Below are 14,885 nucleotides of genomic sequence, written 5' to 3' on the forward strand. Positions count from 1 at the left end.
GCACGCCGGGCGCCGCGTCATCCCCCCTTCGCGCCGGGATGTTCGCCGCTGAAACCTCGCGCTCAGGCCGAGCCCATCACCGCCACCCGCGAGGACAGGAGCTCCTCGGGGATGGGCAGGGTGATGCGCAGGCGGGCCCCGCCCTCGGGCCGGTTGCTCGCCGTGAGGGCCCCGCCGAACTGCTCCACCAGCTCGCGCGACAGGTTGAGCCCCAGCCCGGTGCCCCGCTCCGGCCCCTTGGTGGTGAAGAAGGCCTCGAAGAGCCGGGGCAGGACGTGGGGGGCGAAGCCCGGGCCGTTGTCCTCCACGAGCAGCACCACGTTGGCGCCCTCGATCCGGCCCGTCACCCAGATCTCCCCCGCCTGCCCGCCCCGCGACTCCAGCACGTCCGCCGCGTTGACGAGCAGGTTGAGCACCACCTGCACCAGCCGCTGCCGCACCGCCACCACGTGCGGCAGATCCACGGGCACGTCCGTGCGCAAGAGCGCCACGTGCCGCAGCTTGAGCGACGCGAGCTTCATGGCGTCGGCCACCACGTCCGCCAGGGCACACTCGGCCGTCTCGTTCGTGTCCATCCGGGAGAAGCCCTTGAGGTCCGCGACGATCTGCTGGATGTGCTGCACGCCCACGCGCGTCTCGGAGAGAACCTCGGCCAGGGCCTCGCGGTCCAGGGAGGCGGCGGCCAGGAGCTCCTCGCGCACGAAGTCCACGTTGGAGCCCACGTAGGCCAGGGGGTTGCTCACCTCGTGTGCCACCCCCGACGCCAGTCGGCCCACGATGGCCAGCTTCTCCGACTGCGCGCGCCGGTGCTCGCTCTGGGCCAGGGCCTCCAGCGTCTCGCGCCGCGCGCGCTCGAGCCGCATCTGCTGCTCGGCCTGGTGCACGTAGAGCGCCTGACGGCAGAGCACGTCCGCCAGCACCCCCACCCCCAGCATGAGCATCAACCAAGTGCTCGCCTCGGGCAGGGGCCGGTGCCACAGCAGCACGAGCACGCCGGTGCCCAGCAGCCCCATGGCGCTGCTGATGAAGGTGGCGCGGCGGTTCTGCCCGAACAACAGGGCGATGCTCATCGGCATGATGGGCAGCAGGATGACGAAGGGGCTGTCCAGCCCGCCCATCTCGTGCACCAGGCCCACGATGCACATGCTGCTGAGCACGAGCGACACGTACTGCGTCCCGCGCCCCAGCGGCGTGGAGGGCCGCGCGTGCACCTCGCGCATGACCAGCAGGCAGCCCAGCACCGTCGCCCGGTAGAGCAGCGCCCGGCCGTTGATCCGGCCCAGGTAGAGCAGATCCACCACCACCGAGCCGAGCAGCAGCGCGGTGAGCGCCAGCATGGACTGGTTGTTCCAGAAGAAATGGGACCGATGGGCTCCGGGCACGGGGGGGTGTTTTCCAGAAGGACGGAGCGGGGAGTTGATCATGCGGTCGGGGATCAGCCGTTTCTGGGAAGTCCTTGGAATAAGGGGAAGAGTAGCACACGGAGGGCAAGCGCCGGGTCTCCCGCTTGACCTGGGAGGACGTCCTTCCTTGACTCAACACAGGGGTCTCTTTACGTTGGGTTCCTTTCCCCGCGTTCTTCCGCGATAGGATTTCTGAACCATGGCTCGCGTCACAGTCGAAGACTGCCTCCCCCTGGTCGACAACCGCTTCGCGCTCGTGCTGCTGGCGGCCAAGCGCGCCCGTCAGCTCATGGCCGGCGCCCGCCCCATCATCGACATCTCCAAGAACAAGCCGCCGGTGCTCTCGCTGCGCGAGGTGGCCACGGGCCGCGTGAAGTTCGACCGGGACGTGCGCGAGGCGCTCACCGGCAAGTACGCCGCCAAGGATCCCAAGGAGTTCTGAGTCGCGCGCCGGGCGGGTCGCGGGCCGGCCCCCCGGGCGGCCCGTGCCGTCACTCGCCCGGCTCTTCCGCCTTCACGTCGGAGCCCAGCACGTCCCCGCCGCCCGTGCGCAACAGCATCCGGGCCGCGCGCGCGGCGATGGCCTTCTCGCCCTTGTAGCCCAGCAGCCCCGAGGCCCGCACGAGCGGCACCCACCGGGCCTCGTCCACCTCGACGCGCTGGCCCTCGTGCTGGATGTCCCCCAGCACGCCGGAGAGGTAGCGGAAGAGGAAGAAGTGCACGCGCTTGAAGATGCGCTGGCCCCGGAACTGGTAGACGTAGCGGATCTCCCCCAGCGGTGCCACGAGCGTGGCGCGCAGCCCCGTCTCCTCCCACACCTCGCGCGTGGCGGTCTGATCCGGTGACTCGCCGGGATCCACGTGCCCCTTGGGCAAGGCCCACAAGGAGCGGCCGTGGGGGCGGATGACGGCCACCTCCAGCTCACCTCCTTGTTCTCGGACGACGATTCCTCCAGCGGAGGCCTCTCGGGGCATGCGCCCACCGTAACCGATGCGCACGCCGCGCGGTCAGGAGACTTGAGCGAAGTGGCGCAGCTTGGCTTCCGCGCCCAATCGGTAGGCGTAACGCAGCTCCGACAAGAGCCGCTCCAGCCGCCGTCCCGCGATGTGCCCCATCAGCCGCGAGCAGAAATTGCGCGACAGCCGGTTGGCCTCCTGGTAGCGCCACCGCTCGGCCTCCGTCAGCCGGGCCCGGTAGGACACGCGCTCGAAGAGCCGGCCGAACAACTCCCGCGCCCAGCCCTCCACCCCCGTCCCCCAGCGCTGCAGCAGACAGAGGGCGAACTTGTCCACCTCCGCCTGCGCCTCCAGCTCCAGCAGGGAGACGGTGCGCTCATGCAGGGCCGTCTGCACCATGTAGACGAAGTGCGAGACCCCCTCGGCGAGCTGACAGAAGCCATTCAGTTCGCCCTCCAGGAGGCTGTGGAGGGGGGCGTCTTCGTAGGGCCGCAGGCGCGAGAGCAGCGCGGGCGCCAGGTACAGGGCGAGCTCCACCTCGCCGTCGCCCTCGCGCACGAGCAGCTCCTCGTCGACCGTGCCCGAGGCGCCCAAGAGCCGTGCCGCGTCGGGGTCCACCAGGAACCCCTCGGCGCGCGCCTCGCAGGTGAAACCGTAGATGGCCTCCAGGTGGGCCTGAACGCGGGCGATCATGGGTCGCGCCCCCGGCTCAGTTCGCCCACCCCTTGACCGGCACCAGCCCCGCGTCCACCAGGATGCGCTGCAGCGTGTCATCGCCCGTGCGGGTCCAGCGCTCGTACACCTTGAGCGCGCCCGCGGGGCCGTTGCGCACCAGGCCCCGCGCGGCGATCTCCGCCAGCACCTCCACCAGGGCCCGGAAGCGCGCGCTCAGCTCCCGGTACACGGAGGCCACGCCCGCGCCGGGCGCCAGCTCCGCGATCTGCCCGTACGCCGCCCCCCCCATCTGGATGTAGTAGTCCGGCCCCACGGGGCGCTCGCGCAGCGCGTCCGAGAAGAAGCCCGCCTGGTAGAGCGACACGTCCCCCAGGCGCCGCAGGGTGCGGATGCGCTCGTCGCGCTGCTGCTGGAGCGCCCGGTGGTAGAGCACCGCCAGCGGCTCCTGCTCGGCCCGCCCGTCATCCCCCTTGGAGAAGAGCTTGTCGGACGAGGCGAACTCCGCCAGCAGGTTCACCAGGTAGAACTCGGTCGTCTGCCCCACCGAGACCTGCCGCCGCCGGATCGTCTCCTCCAGGAGGCTCTTGAAGAACTCCTTCAACGAAGGGGACGTCACCAGTTGACTCATGGACGAAGTTCCTCCCAGTCCCCGTCGAGGAATCCGGCGCGGGGGACCCAAGGGCAAGGGTAAGCCTTTCCGGGGCCATGCCGCAAAGCGGCATCCAGTCATTCCAAGGGCTTACGCTGGCACTCGGCCCCTTCGATTGCCAGAAAGCCCCCGGGCACGGAGGCGGCCGTCCTGGGGTGTGCATTCCTGGACAGAACCGAAATCCTGAATGGTGGCGAGGGGTTGCGTCATTTCGCGCCCCCGCTTCAGGCTCGCTTGACGGGTCGAAGTCCCTGGTTATTATCCCGCGCGCCTGGCGGTTGGCACTCATGCGGTGCGAGTGCTAAGCGCCCCCGGGGCCCCCAGCCCCACCCCACCCCGGGTGGCCGTGCCGAGCACGGGCCGCCCTGTCATCGAGGAGACCGACCATGAAGATTCGTCCCCTGCAGGATCGTCTGATCATCAAGCGCGTGGCCGAGGAGAACAAGACCAAGGGCGGTCTGTTCATCCCCGACACCGCCAAGGAGAAGCCGCTCGAGGGCACGGTCATCGCCGTGGGCAACGGCAAGATCCTGGAGAACGGCACGGTGCGCGCCATGGACATCAAGGCGGGCGACACCATCCTGTTCAGCAAGTACGCCGGCACGGAGATCAAGCTGGACGGCGAGGATCACCTCATCCTGCGTGAGGAGGATGTGCTCGGCGTGATCGAGAAGTAGTTCCGCGCCGCACGTCTCCCCGCTGCTTTTCCCCCACCCCTTTCGAAGGACATAACCAACATGGCGAAGGACATTCTTTTCGACGTCCGCGCGCGCGAAGCCATCCTGCGCGGCGTGAACATCCTGGCCGACGCGGTCAAGGTCACCCTCGGGCCCAAGGGCCGCAACGTGGTGATCGAGAAGTCGTTCGGCTCCCCCACCATCACCAAGGACGGTGTGACGGTGGCCAAGGAGATCGAGCTGGAGAACAAGTTCGAGAACATGGGCGCGCAGATGGTCAAGGAGGTCGCCTCCAAGACCTCCGACGTGGCCGGTGACGGCACCACGACGGCCACCGTGCTCGCGCAGGCCATCTTCCGCGAGGGCGCGAAGCTGGTGGCCGCGGGCCACAACCCCATGGACATCAAGCGCGGCATCGACAAGGCCGTGGCGGCCATCACCGCCGAGCTGAAGAACCTGTCCAAGCCCACCAAGGACAAGAAGGAGATCGCCCAGGTCGGCACCATCTCCGCCAACGGCGACACCACCATCGGTCAGATCATCGCCGATGCGATGGAGAAGGTCGGCAAGGAGGGCGTCATCACGGTGGAGGAGGCCAAGGGCCTCGACACCAACCTGGACGTGGTCGAGGGCATGCAGTTCGACCGCGGCTACCTCTCGCCCTACTTCGTGACGGACCCGGAGCGCATGGAGGTCGTCCTCAACGACGTCCTCATCCTCATCAACGAGAAGAAGATCTCCTCGATGAAGGACCTGCTGCCCATCCTCGAGCAGGTCGCTCGCGCGGGCAAGCCCCTGCTCATCATCGCCGAGGACATCGAGGGCGAGGCGCTGGCCACGCTCGTGGTGAACAAGATCCGCGGCGTGCTCAACGTGGCGGCCGTGAAGGCGCCGGGCTTCGGTGACCGCCGCAAGGCCATGCTCGAGGACATCGCCACCCTGACGGGCGGCAAGATGATCGCCGAGGACCTGGGCATCAAGCTGGACACCCTGACCCTCCAGGATCTGGGCCGCGCCAAGCGCATCACCATCGACAAGGACAACACCACCATCGTCGACGGTGCCGGTCAGCAGAACGAGATCGAGGCGCGCGTGAAGCAGATCCGCGCCCAGGTCGAGGAGACCTCGAGCGACTACGATCGCGAGAAGCTCCAGGAGCGTCTGGCCAAGCTCGTGGGCGGCGTGGCCGTCATCAACGTGGGCGCCGCGACCGAGACGGAGATGAAGGAGAAGAAGGCCCGCGTGGAGGACGCGCTCAACGCGACCCGCGCGGCCGTCGAGGAGGGCGTGGTCCCTGGCGGTGGCGTGGCCCTGCTGCGCTGCTCCAAGGTGCTCGACGGCCTCAAGGTCGAGGCCGGTGAGAAGTTCGGCGTGGACATCATCCGCCGCGCCGTCGAGGAGCCGCTGCGCCAGATCGTCGCCAACGGCGGCCTCGAGGGCAGCGTCATCGTGAACAAGGTCAAGGAAGGCTCGGGCTCCTACGGCTTCAACGCCGCCACGAGCGTCTACGAGGACCTGCTGGCCGCGGGCGTGATCGACCCGGCCAAGGTGAGCCGCACCGCGCTGCAGAACGCGGCGTCGGTCGCCTCCCTGATGCTCACCACCGAGGCGATGGTGGCCGAGCGTCCCAAGGAGGAGAAGGAGGCCGCCGGCGGTGGTGGCGGCGGCATGGGCGGTATGGGCGGCATGGGCGGCATGGGCGGCATGGGCATGTAGCCCGCGCCCCGGGCGCGGTCCGGCCCGGCCCCTCGGCCCCTGGTTCCCTCACGGGAGCCAGGGGCCGTTCGCTTTGGGGGGACCGCCCCCAGGCCGCGTGGCGAACCCCCTCCCCCACCATTACCCTTGGGACAGAAGACCCTACCCAAGGCGGAGGAGGACCGCGTGAAACCCGTGAAGATTTACACCACCACCTACTGTGGCTACTGCGTCCGGGCCAAGGATCTGCTCAAGCGCAAGGGCGTGTCGTACCAGGAGATCGACGTGACGGGCGACGACACGGCCCGCGAGAAGCTGGTGGAGCTCAGTGGCGGCCAGCGCACCGTGCCGCAGATCTTCATCGGCGACACCCACGTGGGCGGCTACACGGACCTGGCCCGCCTGGATCAGGAGAAGCGCCTGGAGCCCATGCTCCAGGGCTGAGTGCCCGGAGAGCAGGCGGGCATCTCCGCCCGCCGGGCCCGTCGTCCGCCGCGTGCCCAACTTCTCCCCACGAGAAGTTCACACCAGGGAGGTGGATGATGGCGAAGCAGAACCCACGGGCATCCGGTGCGCAGGACGAGCAGGACATCCTCCAGAAGAACGCGGGCCCCGAGGAGGGCCGGCGCCCCTCGCCCGGGCCCATGACGAACGCGCAGGTGAAGTCCGGCGGTAACGAGGACGACGATCTCGTGGACGAGCAGTCCAAGGAGTCCTTCCCGTCCAGCGATGCACCCGGCAACTACTAGCGCGAGACAAAGGCTTGCTCCCTTGGGAGCGCCCCCGTAAACAGGGAACTCCGGGGACGGGGGGGCGGAGTGGACCGCCCCCCTCCGGGCGGGAGGCTCCAAGCCGATGATCAACGACAAGTCCGAGGCCACGTTGACCGTGCAGGTCGGGGAAGGCCTTCCGACTCGCATCCAGGTGCGTGAGTGGACGGTGGAAGTGGTGAGCGGGCCCGACAAGGGCAAGAAGGTCACCACCCAGGACGCGCTCTTGCGCGTGGGCTCCGACTCCGCGAGTGACCTGGTGCTCACGGATCCCACCGTGAGCCGCCGCCACGTGGAGCTGGAGCGCACCTCCCAGGGCGTGCTCCTCCGGGACATGGGCAGCCGCAACGGCACCTTCCTGGACGGCCACCAGGTGATGCAGGTGCTCCTGCAGTCCGGCGACAAGGTGCTGCTGGGCAAGACCAAGCTCGTCATCAAGCAGGCCGCGCGCGCCACCGAGGTGGAGGTGTCCGGCGGCGCCGATGCCTTCGGCGCGCTGGTGGGCTCCGCGGAGAAGACGCGGGTCGTGTTCGCGCAGCTGCGGGGCATCGCCCGCGAGGACATGAACCTGCTCCTGGAGGGCGAGACGGGCACCGGCAAGGAGCTGGCCGCGCGCGCCGTGCACCAGCACTCCATGCGCCGCCACGGCCCCTTCAAGGTCGTGGACTGCAACCTCATCACCGAGGAGAAGGCCGAGCGCGAGCTGTTCGGCGGCCTGCGCGCGGAGCAGGACGGCGGGGCCAAGGGCGTCTTCGAGGCGGCCCAGGGCGGCACCCTCTTCCTCGACGAGGTGGGCGAGCTGCCCCTGTCCCTGCAGCCCAAACTGCTTCGGGTGCTCGAGTCGCGCGAGGTGCCCTCGCTCACCGGCGCTCCCATCTCCGTGGACGTGCGGGTCATCGCCTCCACGCACCGGAACCTCGAGGAGGACGTGCGCCAGGGCCGCTTCCGGGCGGACCTCTACTTCCGGCTGGCCGTGGCGCGCGTGCGCCTGCCGCCCCTGCGCACCCGGCGCGAGGACATCCCCGTGCTGGCCCAGTCGCTCCTGCGCGGCATCAAGTCCTCCTTCGAGCTGACCCCCCAGACGCTCGCCCTCTTCGAGGGCTATGACTGGCCGGGCAACGTGCGCGAGCTGCGCAACGTTCTCGAGCGCGGCGCCCTCATGCAGGAGACGGGCAACGCGAGCTGGCTGGACTTCATGGCCCAGAACAAGGGCCGCGCCGAGGGCCAGCAGCCCACCACCAGCGTGGCCGCCCTGGTGACGAACATGCCCTACCACGAGGCCAAGGACCGCGTGGTGGCCGACTTCGAGCGCCTCTACTTCGCCGAGGTCATGCGCGTGTCCAACTTCGACATGAAGACGGCCGAGCAGCACACCGGCCTGTCCATGCAAAGTCTCTACCGTCTGTTGAAGAAGAACGGCCTGCGCTTGAAGGATCTCAAGAACGCCGAGGGACTTGATAAATGAGGGCCCCGCTGTCCTTCCCCAACGGAGAGCCTCTCCCATGATGAGCCGTATCGCCCTCACCTCCCTCGTCGCCGCCGCGGTCGCGGGCTGCGCCGGCCAGCAGCAAGCGAAGAATGGTACCCCCGCCGTCTCCAAGGAGGAGCGGCTGCGCATCACCAACCAGTCGCCCTTCGACGTGGCGGTGTGCAAGACGCAGGCGCCCGCCCTGTCCCAGCCCGCCAACCAGGGCATCCTCGTGGGCGGCCTGCTCGCCTCGCGCCCCCAGGTGATGGAGTGCCTGGTGGACCCGAAGAACCGGGGCCCGGCGGAGAACACGCGCCTGGTCGTGAAGACGACCGTGAACGATCAGGGCGGCTCGCACGCCATCTCCGGGGACAACCTCACCCCCGAGGGCATCGCCTGCGTGCAGAAGATCGTGGACGCGCGCGTGCCGCTCACCGCGCTGGCCAAGGGCGCCGCGCCGGTGGAGTCCGAGAGCACCTTCGTGCACGAGGTGGGCAACAGCCCCAGCGTGCGCTTCGGCCTCAACCCGGGCTCGGACTACTCGGGCAACGTGCGGCTCGCCCAGGACGAGTGGTGCGAGTGCTACGCGGGCTACGAGAACAAGGCCCCGCCCACCCTGCGCGCCAACCTGGACCTCAAGAAGGGCCAGGCCACCGCCGCCGACATCGCCTTCGATCCCGCCGGCACCCCCGAGGGCGACGCGCTCGCCACGTGCCTCAAGGGCAAGATGGCCGCGGTGCCCTCGACGCTCGAGGTGGACGAGCTGAAGTTCCCCTACCGCTTCGTGCACTTCAACTCGCACGCCACCGAGCCCGCCGCGGACCTGTCCCCCGAGCTGCGGCTGCTGCAGTTGGACCTGGTGCGCAACCAGCGCTCGGCCGACGCCGCCATCGCCTTCGGCAACCGCGCCAACGCCGCCGAGGCCTATGACGCCATCGTCGCCAAGTACCAGAGCACCAAGGACTGGAAGCTCATCGACGAGCTCAAGGCCAAGTGCAAGACGCTCGTGAACACCTCCCAGCAGTGGGTGGACTCCATCGAGTCCCAGCGCCAGGTGGATCAGACCACCGTGGACCTCGCCACCGAGCTCAAGGCCAAGGACGCGGCCTGGGGCGAGCTGGAGGCCAAGACGCGGGAGATCATCGCCGCCACCCAGCAGGACCTGGACACCGCCAAGCAGCGCCTCGCCGCGGACCAGGGCGCCTGCCCGCGTGAGACCCAGGAAGCCGCGCCCAAGAAGAAGAAGTAGTCGCCCGGCCCCCTGAAGCACCGAAGGCGCGGCGCCCGAGTCTCCGGGCCCCGCGCCTTCTTCATGTCCGGGCCTGCGCGAGGGAGGGGAAAGCCCCCTCCCCCGGCCTGGCTCAAGCGACGCTGGAGTTGTCGTTGGCCGCGGTGGCCTCGCGCAGCCGCACGCTCACCAGCTTGGAGATGCCGGGCTCCTCCATGGTCACGCCGTAGAGGGTGTCCGCCACTTCCATGGTGCGCTTGTTGTGGGTGATGAGGATGAACTGCGACTGCTTGCTCATCTCCTTCACCATGTCGTTGTAGCGGCCCACGTTGCCCTCATCCAGCGGGGCATCGACCTCGTCCAGGAGGCAGAAGGGCGTGGGTTTGATGAGGAAGATGGCGAAGATGAGCGCCACGGCGGTGAGCGCCTTCTCGCCGCCGGACAGCAGGTTCATGCTCTGCAGCTTCTTGCCCGGCGGCTGGGCGACGATCTCCACGCCCGGCTCCCCGCCCGGCCCCTCCTGGGTGAGCACGAGGCTCGCCCGGCCTCCGCCGAACAGCCGCGGGAAGATGGCCTGGAACTTCTCGTTGACGACGTCGAACGTCTGCTTGAAGCGGTCCCGGCTCGACGCGTCGATGCGCCGGATGGCCTCGTGCAGCTTCTCGATGGAGTCGGTCAGGTCCTTCTTCTGCGCGAGCAGGAAGGCCGAGCGCTCGGTGAGGTCCGCGTGCTCGTCGATGGCGGTGAGGTTGATCTCCCCCATCTTCTCCACCTGGGCGCGCAGCTCCTTGAGCTCCTGCTCCGCCTCCTCGCTGAGCGAGGGCAGCAGGTGGTAGTGGTGCACCTCGTCGGCCAGCTCCAGGCCGTGGCGCTCGCGCACGCCGGACACCAGGTGCTCCAGCTCCAGGACGATCTCCCGCTCGCGCAGCGTCATCTGCGACAGGCCCTGGGTGAGCGCATCCAGCGTGGTGCGCAGCTCGCGCAGGGCGTTCTCCTGCTCGCGCACCTCGCCCGAGGCGGTGGCGTGGCCCGAGCGCCGGCCCTCCAGGCCCTGGGCGGCGCCGAACAGCTCCTCGGCCTTCTGCGCGCGCGTGGCCTCGGTCTCGTCGATGCGGCGGTTGAACTCCGCCACGCGCGCGGCCCCGTCACGCACCGTGGACTCGAGCTTGCGCACCCGGCTGGCCATCTCCTCCTTCTGGGCGAGCAGGCTCTCGAGCTCCTTGCGCGCCGAGTCCCCGCGCTCGCCGCCCGCGGCCACCTTCACCTTGAGGCCCATGAGGTTGGACGAGGCCGTCTCCGCGCGCTGCTTGAGGGACTCCAGCTCCCCGAGCAGCTGCTTGACGCGCTCCTCGCGCGCCTCGCGGTCCGCCTGGCCGTGGGCCACCTCGCCCCGGCTGTTCTCCTCCTCGTGGGCGAGCCCCTCGTACATGTGCACGAGCTGGGACTCGTCCGCGTCCAGCGACCGGAGCCGGTCGCGCACCCGCGCCAGGTCCTCGCTCGCCTTGTGCAGGTCCTTCTCCTGGTGGGCGAGGCTCAGCTCCTCGGCGTGCTGGTTCTTGGCCAGGCCCCGGAGCACGTCCTCGGTGTCCCCCATCTGCTTCTGCAGGGTGTAGTGCCGGGTGAGGATCTCGTTGTAGCGCTCCTCCACCCGGGCCACCTCGATGGCCAGCTCGGCGATCTCCCGCTTCTTCTGCAGGGCGCCCACGGCCACGCCCTCGCGCTCGCCGCCGGTGATGGTGCCGTCCGGGCGGAACACCTCGCCCTCCAGCGTGACGAGCGTCCACGCGGCGCCCTCGGACTCGGCGCAGGCGCGCGCCGTGGCCAGGTCCTCCACGACGACCACGTCGCCGAGCAGCAGCCGCATCACGGGGCGCAGGGCCTCCTCGCACGTCACCTCGTCCAGGGCGCGCGCGAGCATGCCCGGGCGTGACAGGTCCGGCTGGACCTCGCCTGGGACGCGCTCGGGGGTGGGCACGGGCAGGAAGCTGCCCCGGCCCTCGGCCGCGTCCTTGAGGTACTCCACGAGCTCCACGCCCTTGGCGCGGCTCTCCACCACCACGTGCTGCAGGCGCTCGCCGAGCACCGCCTCCACCGCGCGCTCGTAGCGCGGCGTGGTGGACAGCACGTCCGCCACGAGGCCGAAGATGCCCTGGGTGCGCGCCTCCTCGCCCGCGCGCACCATCACCGCGCGCACGCCCCGGTCAAAGCCCTCGTAATCCTTCTGCAGGGACTCCAGCGACGCGAGCCGGCTGCGCTTGTCGCTCAGCTCCTCGCGCAGGCCGATGACCTGGACCTCGTTCTCGGTGAAGGCCTGGCGCGTGGTGCGCAGGGCCTCTTCCTCCTGACCCCGGCGCTCGGCGATCTCCAGGGACAGGTGGCGGCTGCCCTCCAGGCGGCGGGCGACGCTCTGGCGCGCCTCCTCGAGCTGGCCCTCCTGGGCGCGCAGGGTCTCCACCTCGGCGCGGGCGCGGGCGCGCCGGGCCTCCAGGTCCGTCTTCTGGCGCGCGAGGTTGACGAGGTTGCTCTCGTGGTTGGCCAGGCGGCTGGCCACGGTGACGAGCGCGGCGCGCTCCTGCTCGAGTCGCAGGGACACCTCGCCCTGGAGCTGGCCCGCGCGGCGCAGCTCCTCCTGGGCCACCTTCATGGCGACCTCGTCCTCCTTCCACGAGCCGGCGATGGTGCTCAGCTCCACCTCGCGCGAGGCCATGGTCTCGGCCACCTCGGCCTGGCGGGCCTTGAGCGCGGCGAGCTCCACCTCGGACTGCCCCACCCGCGCGCTCGTCTCCTCCAGGTCCTTGCGCCAGTAGGCCAGGTCCTGCTCGGAGCGCTGCACGGCGCTCTCCAGGGTGTGCACGTCGGCGGAGAGCTTCTGCAGCGTCTGGGCCCCGGTCTCCAGGTCCGCGCGGCGCTGGGCGATGGCCTCCTCCAGGGCGCGCATCCGGTCCAGGCCCTCGCGCTCCTCGCCGCTCACGCTGCCCAGGCGCTCCTGCAGCTGCTTGGACTCGGCGTGCAGGCCCAGGTAGCGGTGCGAGGCCGAGTGCAGCTCGATCTCGCGCATGCGCCCCTTGAGCTTCTTGTACTTCTCGGCCTTCTTGGCCTGGCGCGACAGGCTCTCCAGGCGGCGCTCCAGCTCGCCCGTCACGTCCGTGACGCGCAGGAGGTTGGCCTGGGTGGCCTCCAGCTTGCGCTCGGCGGCCTTGCGGCGCGACTTGTACTTGGTGACGCCCGCGGCCTCCTCGATGAGGTGGCGCCGGTCCTCGGGCTTGCTGGACACGATGAGGCCCACGCGGCCCTGCTCGATGATGGAGTAGGCCTTGGTGCCCACGCCCGTGCCGAGGAACAGCTCGGTGATGTCGAGCAGACGGCACGTCGTCTTGTTGATGAGGTACTCGGACTCGCCGTTGCGGAAGAGCCGGCGGGTGACCGTCACCTCGGGGATGCCGCCCAGGTGCGCGGGCATCGTGTCCGTGTCGTCCACGTGGAAGGTGAGCGACACCTCGGCCATGGACAAGGGCGGCTTGGACTCCGAGCCGTTGAAGATGACGTCCTCCATGCCGCGGCCGCGCAGGTTCTTGGCGCTCTGCTCGCCCATCACCCAGCGGATGGAGTCCACCACGTTCGACTTGCCACAGCCGTTGGGGCCGACGATGCCCGTGACGCCCTCATCGAAGGTGAAGACGCTGCGATCCATGAACGACTTGAATCCGGTGATGTCCAGGCGCTTGATTCGCATGGGTTCGACGGGCTCCCGAGAAGGTCGAGCGGCGGAGTACGAAAGTGGCTCCGAGGCCGAAAAATCGGCTCCGGAGCGATTGGTCACGAGTAGCACGCTCGATTTCGAGCGATCAAGCACGACCCCCCGACAACCCTGGCGGGCAGGCAAGAAATCGTCCGCCAGCAGTGGGCCCTACCGGCGTGATGCGAGCTGTAGCAGAGGGGTCTGACATGCGGGCCGGGTCCCCCCGAGGCGTCGGGCCTGCGAGGGGGGACACGCGCGCCCGGAGGGCGGCCAGGGACTCAGGCGTCCGAGGCGGCGGCCACGGGCGGCTTGGGGCCGGCCTGGGGCTCCACGGTCACGCGCACGACGCGCGGCCCCTCGACCTCCTCCACCTGGATGCGCCACATGTCCAGCTTGAGCAGGTCGCCCTTCTCGGGGATGCGACCGAGCCTGGCCATGATGTAGCCGGCGATGGTGGTCACCTCGACGTCCTCGTCGTCGATCTCGAACGAGACGTCCAGGCGGTCCTCCAGGTCATCGAGCTGGGCGGTGCCGGGCAGCTCGAAGCGGCCACCGGGCAGCGAGCGCACCTCGTCCACGCGCCGACCCAGCTCCGCCACGTCGCCGACGATCTCCGCCACCACGTCCGCGATGGTGACCAGGCCCGAGGTGCCGCCGTGCTCGTCCACCACGAGCGCCGTCTGGCGCCGCCGACGGCGGAACTCGTTGAGCAGCTGCTCGAGCGTCACGTGCTCGGGGACGTAGAGCACGGGCCGCTGCACCTGGGAGAGGCTGCGCAATTCGCCGCGCGAGAGCAGGAAGAAGAGGTCCTTGACGTTCACCACCCCCTCCACCTCGTCCATGTTGCCGCGGCACACCGGCAGCCACGTGTGGCCGGCGGCGCGCGCGTCCGCCACGCACTTGTCCAGGGGCTCCTCCATGTCGAGGAACTTCACCTGATTGCGCGGCACCATGACCTGGCGCGCCGACTTCTGGGCCATCTCCAGCGAGCGCTCGAGCAGCTCGGCGCGCGCGGTGGTGATGGCGCCCGCCTGGGCCGAGGAGTGCAGGATGACGCGCAGCTCGTCCTCGTTGTGCGCGTCCTGGGACTCGTGCGCCGTGTGCATGCCGAAGGCCTTGAGCACCCAGCCGGCCAGCGCGTTGAGCACCCAGATGGCCGGGTAGAACAGGATGTAGAACAGGCGCATGGGCAGCGCCACGGCGAGCGTGGTGGCCTCGGCGCGCTGGATGGCGAGGCTCTTGGGGGCGAGCTCCCCCAGCACGATGTGCAGGAAGGTGATGATGGCGAAGGCGATGGCCACCGACACCGTGTGCGCCACCGCGGGCCCCGCGGCCTCGGGCACCACGCGCGCGAGCACGGGCTCCAGCAGGTGCGCGAACGCCGGCTCGCCCAGCCAGCCGAGCCCCAGCGACGCCAAGGTGATGCCGAACTGGGTGGCGGACAGGTACGCGTCCAGCTTGTCCACCATCTTCTGGGCGTTGCCGGCGCCAGGCCGACCGTCGTCCACCATCGCTTGCAGGCGCGTGGGACGGATCTTCACGATGGCGAACTCGGTCGCCACGAAGAAGCCATTGGCCAGGACCAGCAGGAGCGCCAGTCCGAGAAAAACCCATTCCATAGGGGG

13 protein-coding genes are annotated in these 14,885 nt (G+C 69.7%); 7 read left to right on the forward strand and 6 right to left on the reverse strand.

From position 1 onward, the window contains the following. Positions 1-62 precede the first annotated feature (62 nt). On the reverse strand, positions 63-1,382 hold the full coding sequence (locus I3V78_RS29560; protein WP_338023780.1) for a sensor histidine kinase: 1,320 nt from the start codon (positions 1,380-1,382) through the stop codon (positions 63-65). A 220-nt stretch (positions 1,383-1,602) separates the two neighbouring features. Between I3V78_RS29560 and rpoZ the strand changes: the two genes are divergently transcribed. Next, on the forward strand, positions 1,603-1,845 hold the full coding sequence (gene rpoZ, locus I3V78_RS29565) for a DNA-directed RNA polymerase subunit omega (protein WP_204492520.1): 243 nt from the start codon (positions 1,603-1,605) through the stop codon (positions 1,843-1,845). 49 nt (positions 1,846-1,894) lie between these two features. Here the strand turns inward: rpoZ and I3V78_RS29570 are convergent, their stop codons facing one another. Genes I3V78_RS29570 through I3V78_RS29580 form a run of 3 tightly spaced genes read right to left on the reverse strand, consistent with a single transcriptional unit; the run spans position 1,895 to position 3,662 of the window. Continuing rightward, the gene (locus I3V78_RS29570) at positions 1,895-2,377 is read right to left on the reverse strand and encodes an NUDIX hydrolase (protein WP_204492522.1); all 483 of its coding nucleotides are present in this window, start codon (positions 2,375-2,377) and stop codon (positions 1,895-1,897) included. Between the two features lie 33 nt (positions 2,378-2,410). Beyond that, positions 2,411-3,052: a hypothetical protein gene (locus I3V78_RS29575; protein ID WP_204492525.1), complete on the reverse strand. Its 642-nt coding sequence runs from the start codon at positions 3,050-3,052 to the stop codon at positions 2,411-2,413. 16 nt (positions 3,053-3,068) lie between these two features. Further along, entirely contained in the window at positions 3,069-3,662 is a 594-nt protein-coding gene (locus I3V78_RS29580; RefSeq protein ID WP_204492528.1) for a hypothetical protein, read from the reverse strand. A gap of 407 nt (positions 3,663-4,069) precedes the next feature. Here I3V78_RS29580 and groES point away from each other — a divergent pair, with 407 nt between their 5' ends. From groES to I3V78_RS29610, 6 genes are all read left to right on the forward strand, one after another. Further along, the gene (gene groES, locus I3V78_RS29585; RefSeq protein ID WP_204492530.1) at positions 4,070-4,360 is read left to right on the forward strand and encodes a co-chaperone GroES; all 291 of its coding nucleotides are present in this window, start codon (positions 4,070-4,072) and stop codon (positions 4,358-4,360) included. A gap of 60 nt (positions 4,361-4,420) precedes the next feature. Beyond that, entirely contained in the window at positions 4,421-6,076 is a 1,656-nt protein-coding gene (gene groL / locus I3V78_RS29590; RefSeq protein WP_204492533.1) for a chaperonin GroEL, read from the forward strand. 165 nt (positions 6,077-6,241) lie between these two features. Then, positions 6,242-6,499, forward strand: a complete 258-nt coding sequence (gene grxC, locus I3V78_RS29595) for a glutaredoxin 3 (protein ID WP_204492535.1) — start codon at positions 6,242-6,244, stop codon at positions 6,497-6,499. A 98-nt stretch (positions 6,500-6,597) separates the two neighbouring features. After that, positions 6,598-6,804 (forward strand): hypothetical protein, encoded by a 207-nt coding sequence (locus tag I3V78_RS29600; protein WP_204496973.1) that lies wholly within the window; start codon positions 6,598-6,600, stop codon positions 6,802-6,804. 106 nt (positions 6,805-6,910) lie between these two features. After that, on the forward strand, positions 6,911-8,290 hold the full coding sequence (locus I3V78_RS29605; protein ID WP_204492538.1) for a sigma 54-interacting transcriptional regulator: 1,380 nt from the start codon (positions 6,911-6,913) through the stop codon (positions 8,288-8,290). Positions 8,291-8,327: 37 nt separating this feature from the next. Further along, positions 8,328-9,542, forward strand: coding sequence for a hypothetical protein (locus tag I3V78_RS29610; RefSeq protein ID WP_204492541.1), 1,215 nt, complete (start codon positions 8,328-8,330; stop codon positions 9,540-9,542). Between the two features lie 112 nt (positions 9,543-9,654). On the opposite strand, the gene smc is transcribed toward I3V78_RS29610, so the two are convergent. Beyond that, positions 9,655-13,254 (reverse strand): chromosome segregation protein SMC, encoded by a 3,600-nt coding sequence (gene smc / locus I3V78_RS29615; protein ID WP_204492543.1) that lies wholly within the window; start codon positions 13,252-13,254, stop codon positions 9,655-9,657. 284 nt (positions 13,255-13,538) lie between these two features. Further along, a complete protein-coding gene (locus tag I3V78_RS29620) occupies positions 13,539-14,879 on the reverse strand; it encodes a hemolysin family protein (RefSeq protein WP_204492545.1) in 1,341 nt (446 codons plus the stop codon). Positions 14,880-14,885 lie beyond the last annotated feature (6 nt).

The sequence above is a fragment of the Archangium primigenium genome, assembly GCF_016904885.1.
In the GTDB taxonomy this organism is placed as follows: Bacteria; Myxococcota; Myxococcia; order Myxococcales; family Myxococcaceae; genus Cystobacter; species Cystobacter primigenius.

Excerpts from the sequence above, each read along its gene's own strand:
- rpoZ (WP_204492520.1), top strand. The coding sequence starts at position 1,603 with ATGGCTCGCGTCACAGTCGAAGACTGCCTCCCCCTGGTCGACAACCGC.
- I3V78_RS29620 (WP_204492545.1), bottom strand. The coding sequence starts at position 14,879 with ATGGAATGGGTTTTTCTCGGACTGGCGCTCCTGCTGGTCCTGGCCAAT.
- I3V78_RS29570 (WP_204492522.1), bottom strand. The coding sequence starts at position 2,377 with ATGCCCCGAGAGGCCTCCGCTGGAGGAATCGTCGTCCGAGAACAAGGA.
- I3V78_RS29610 (WP_204492541.1), top strand. The coding sequence starts at position 8,328 with ATGATGAGCCGTATCGCCCTCACCTCCCTCGTCGCCGCCGCGGTCGCG.
- groL (WP_204492533.1), top strand. The coding sequence starts at position 4,421 with ATGGCGAAGGACATTCTTTTCGACGTCCGCGCGCGCGAAGCCATCCTG.
- I3V78_RS29575 (WP_204492525.1), bottom strand. The coding sequence starts at position 3,052 with ATGATCGCCCGCGTTCAGGCCCACCTGGAGGCCATCTACGGTTTCACC.
- smc (WP_204492543.1), bottom strand. The coding sequence starts at position 13,254 with ATGCGAATCAAGCGCCTGGACATCACCGGATTCAAGTCGTTCATGGAT.
- I3V78_RS29605 (WP_204492538.1), top strand. The coding sequence starts at position 6,911 with ATGATCAACGACAAGTCCGAGGCCACGTTGACCGTGCAGGTCGGGGAA.
- I3V78_RS29580 (WP_204492528.1), bottom strand. The coding sequence starts at position 3,662 with ATGAGTCAACTGGTGACGTCCCCTTCGTTGAAGGAGTTCTTCAAGAGC.
- I3V78_RS29600 (WP_204496973.1), top strand. The coding sequence starts at position 6,598 with ATGGCGAAGCAGAACCCACGGGCATCCGGTGCGCAGGACGAGCAGGAC.
- groES (WP_204492530.1), top strand. The coding sequence starts at position 4,070 with ATGAAGATTCGTCCCCTGCAGGATCGTCTGATCATCAAGCGCGTGGCC.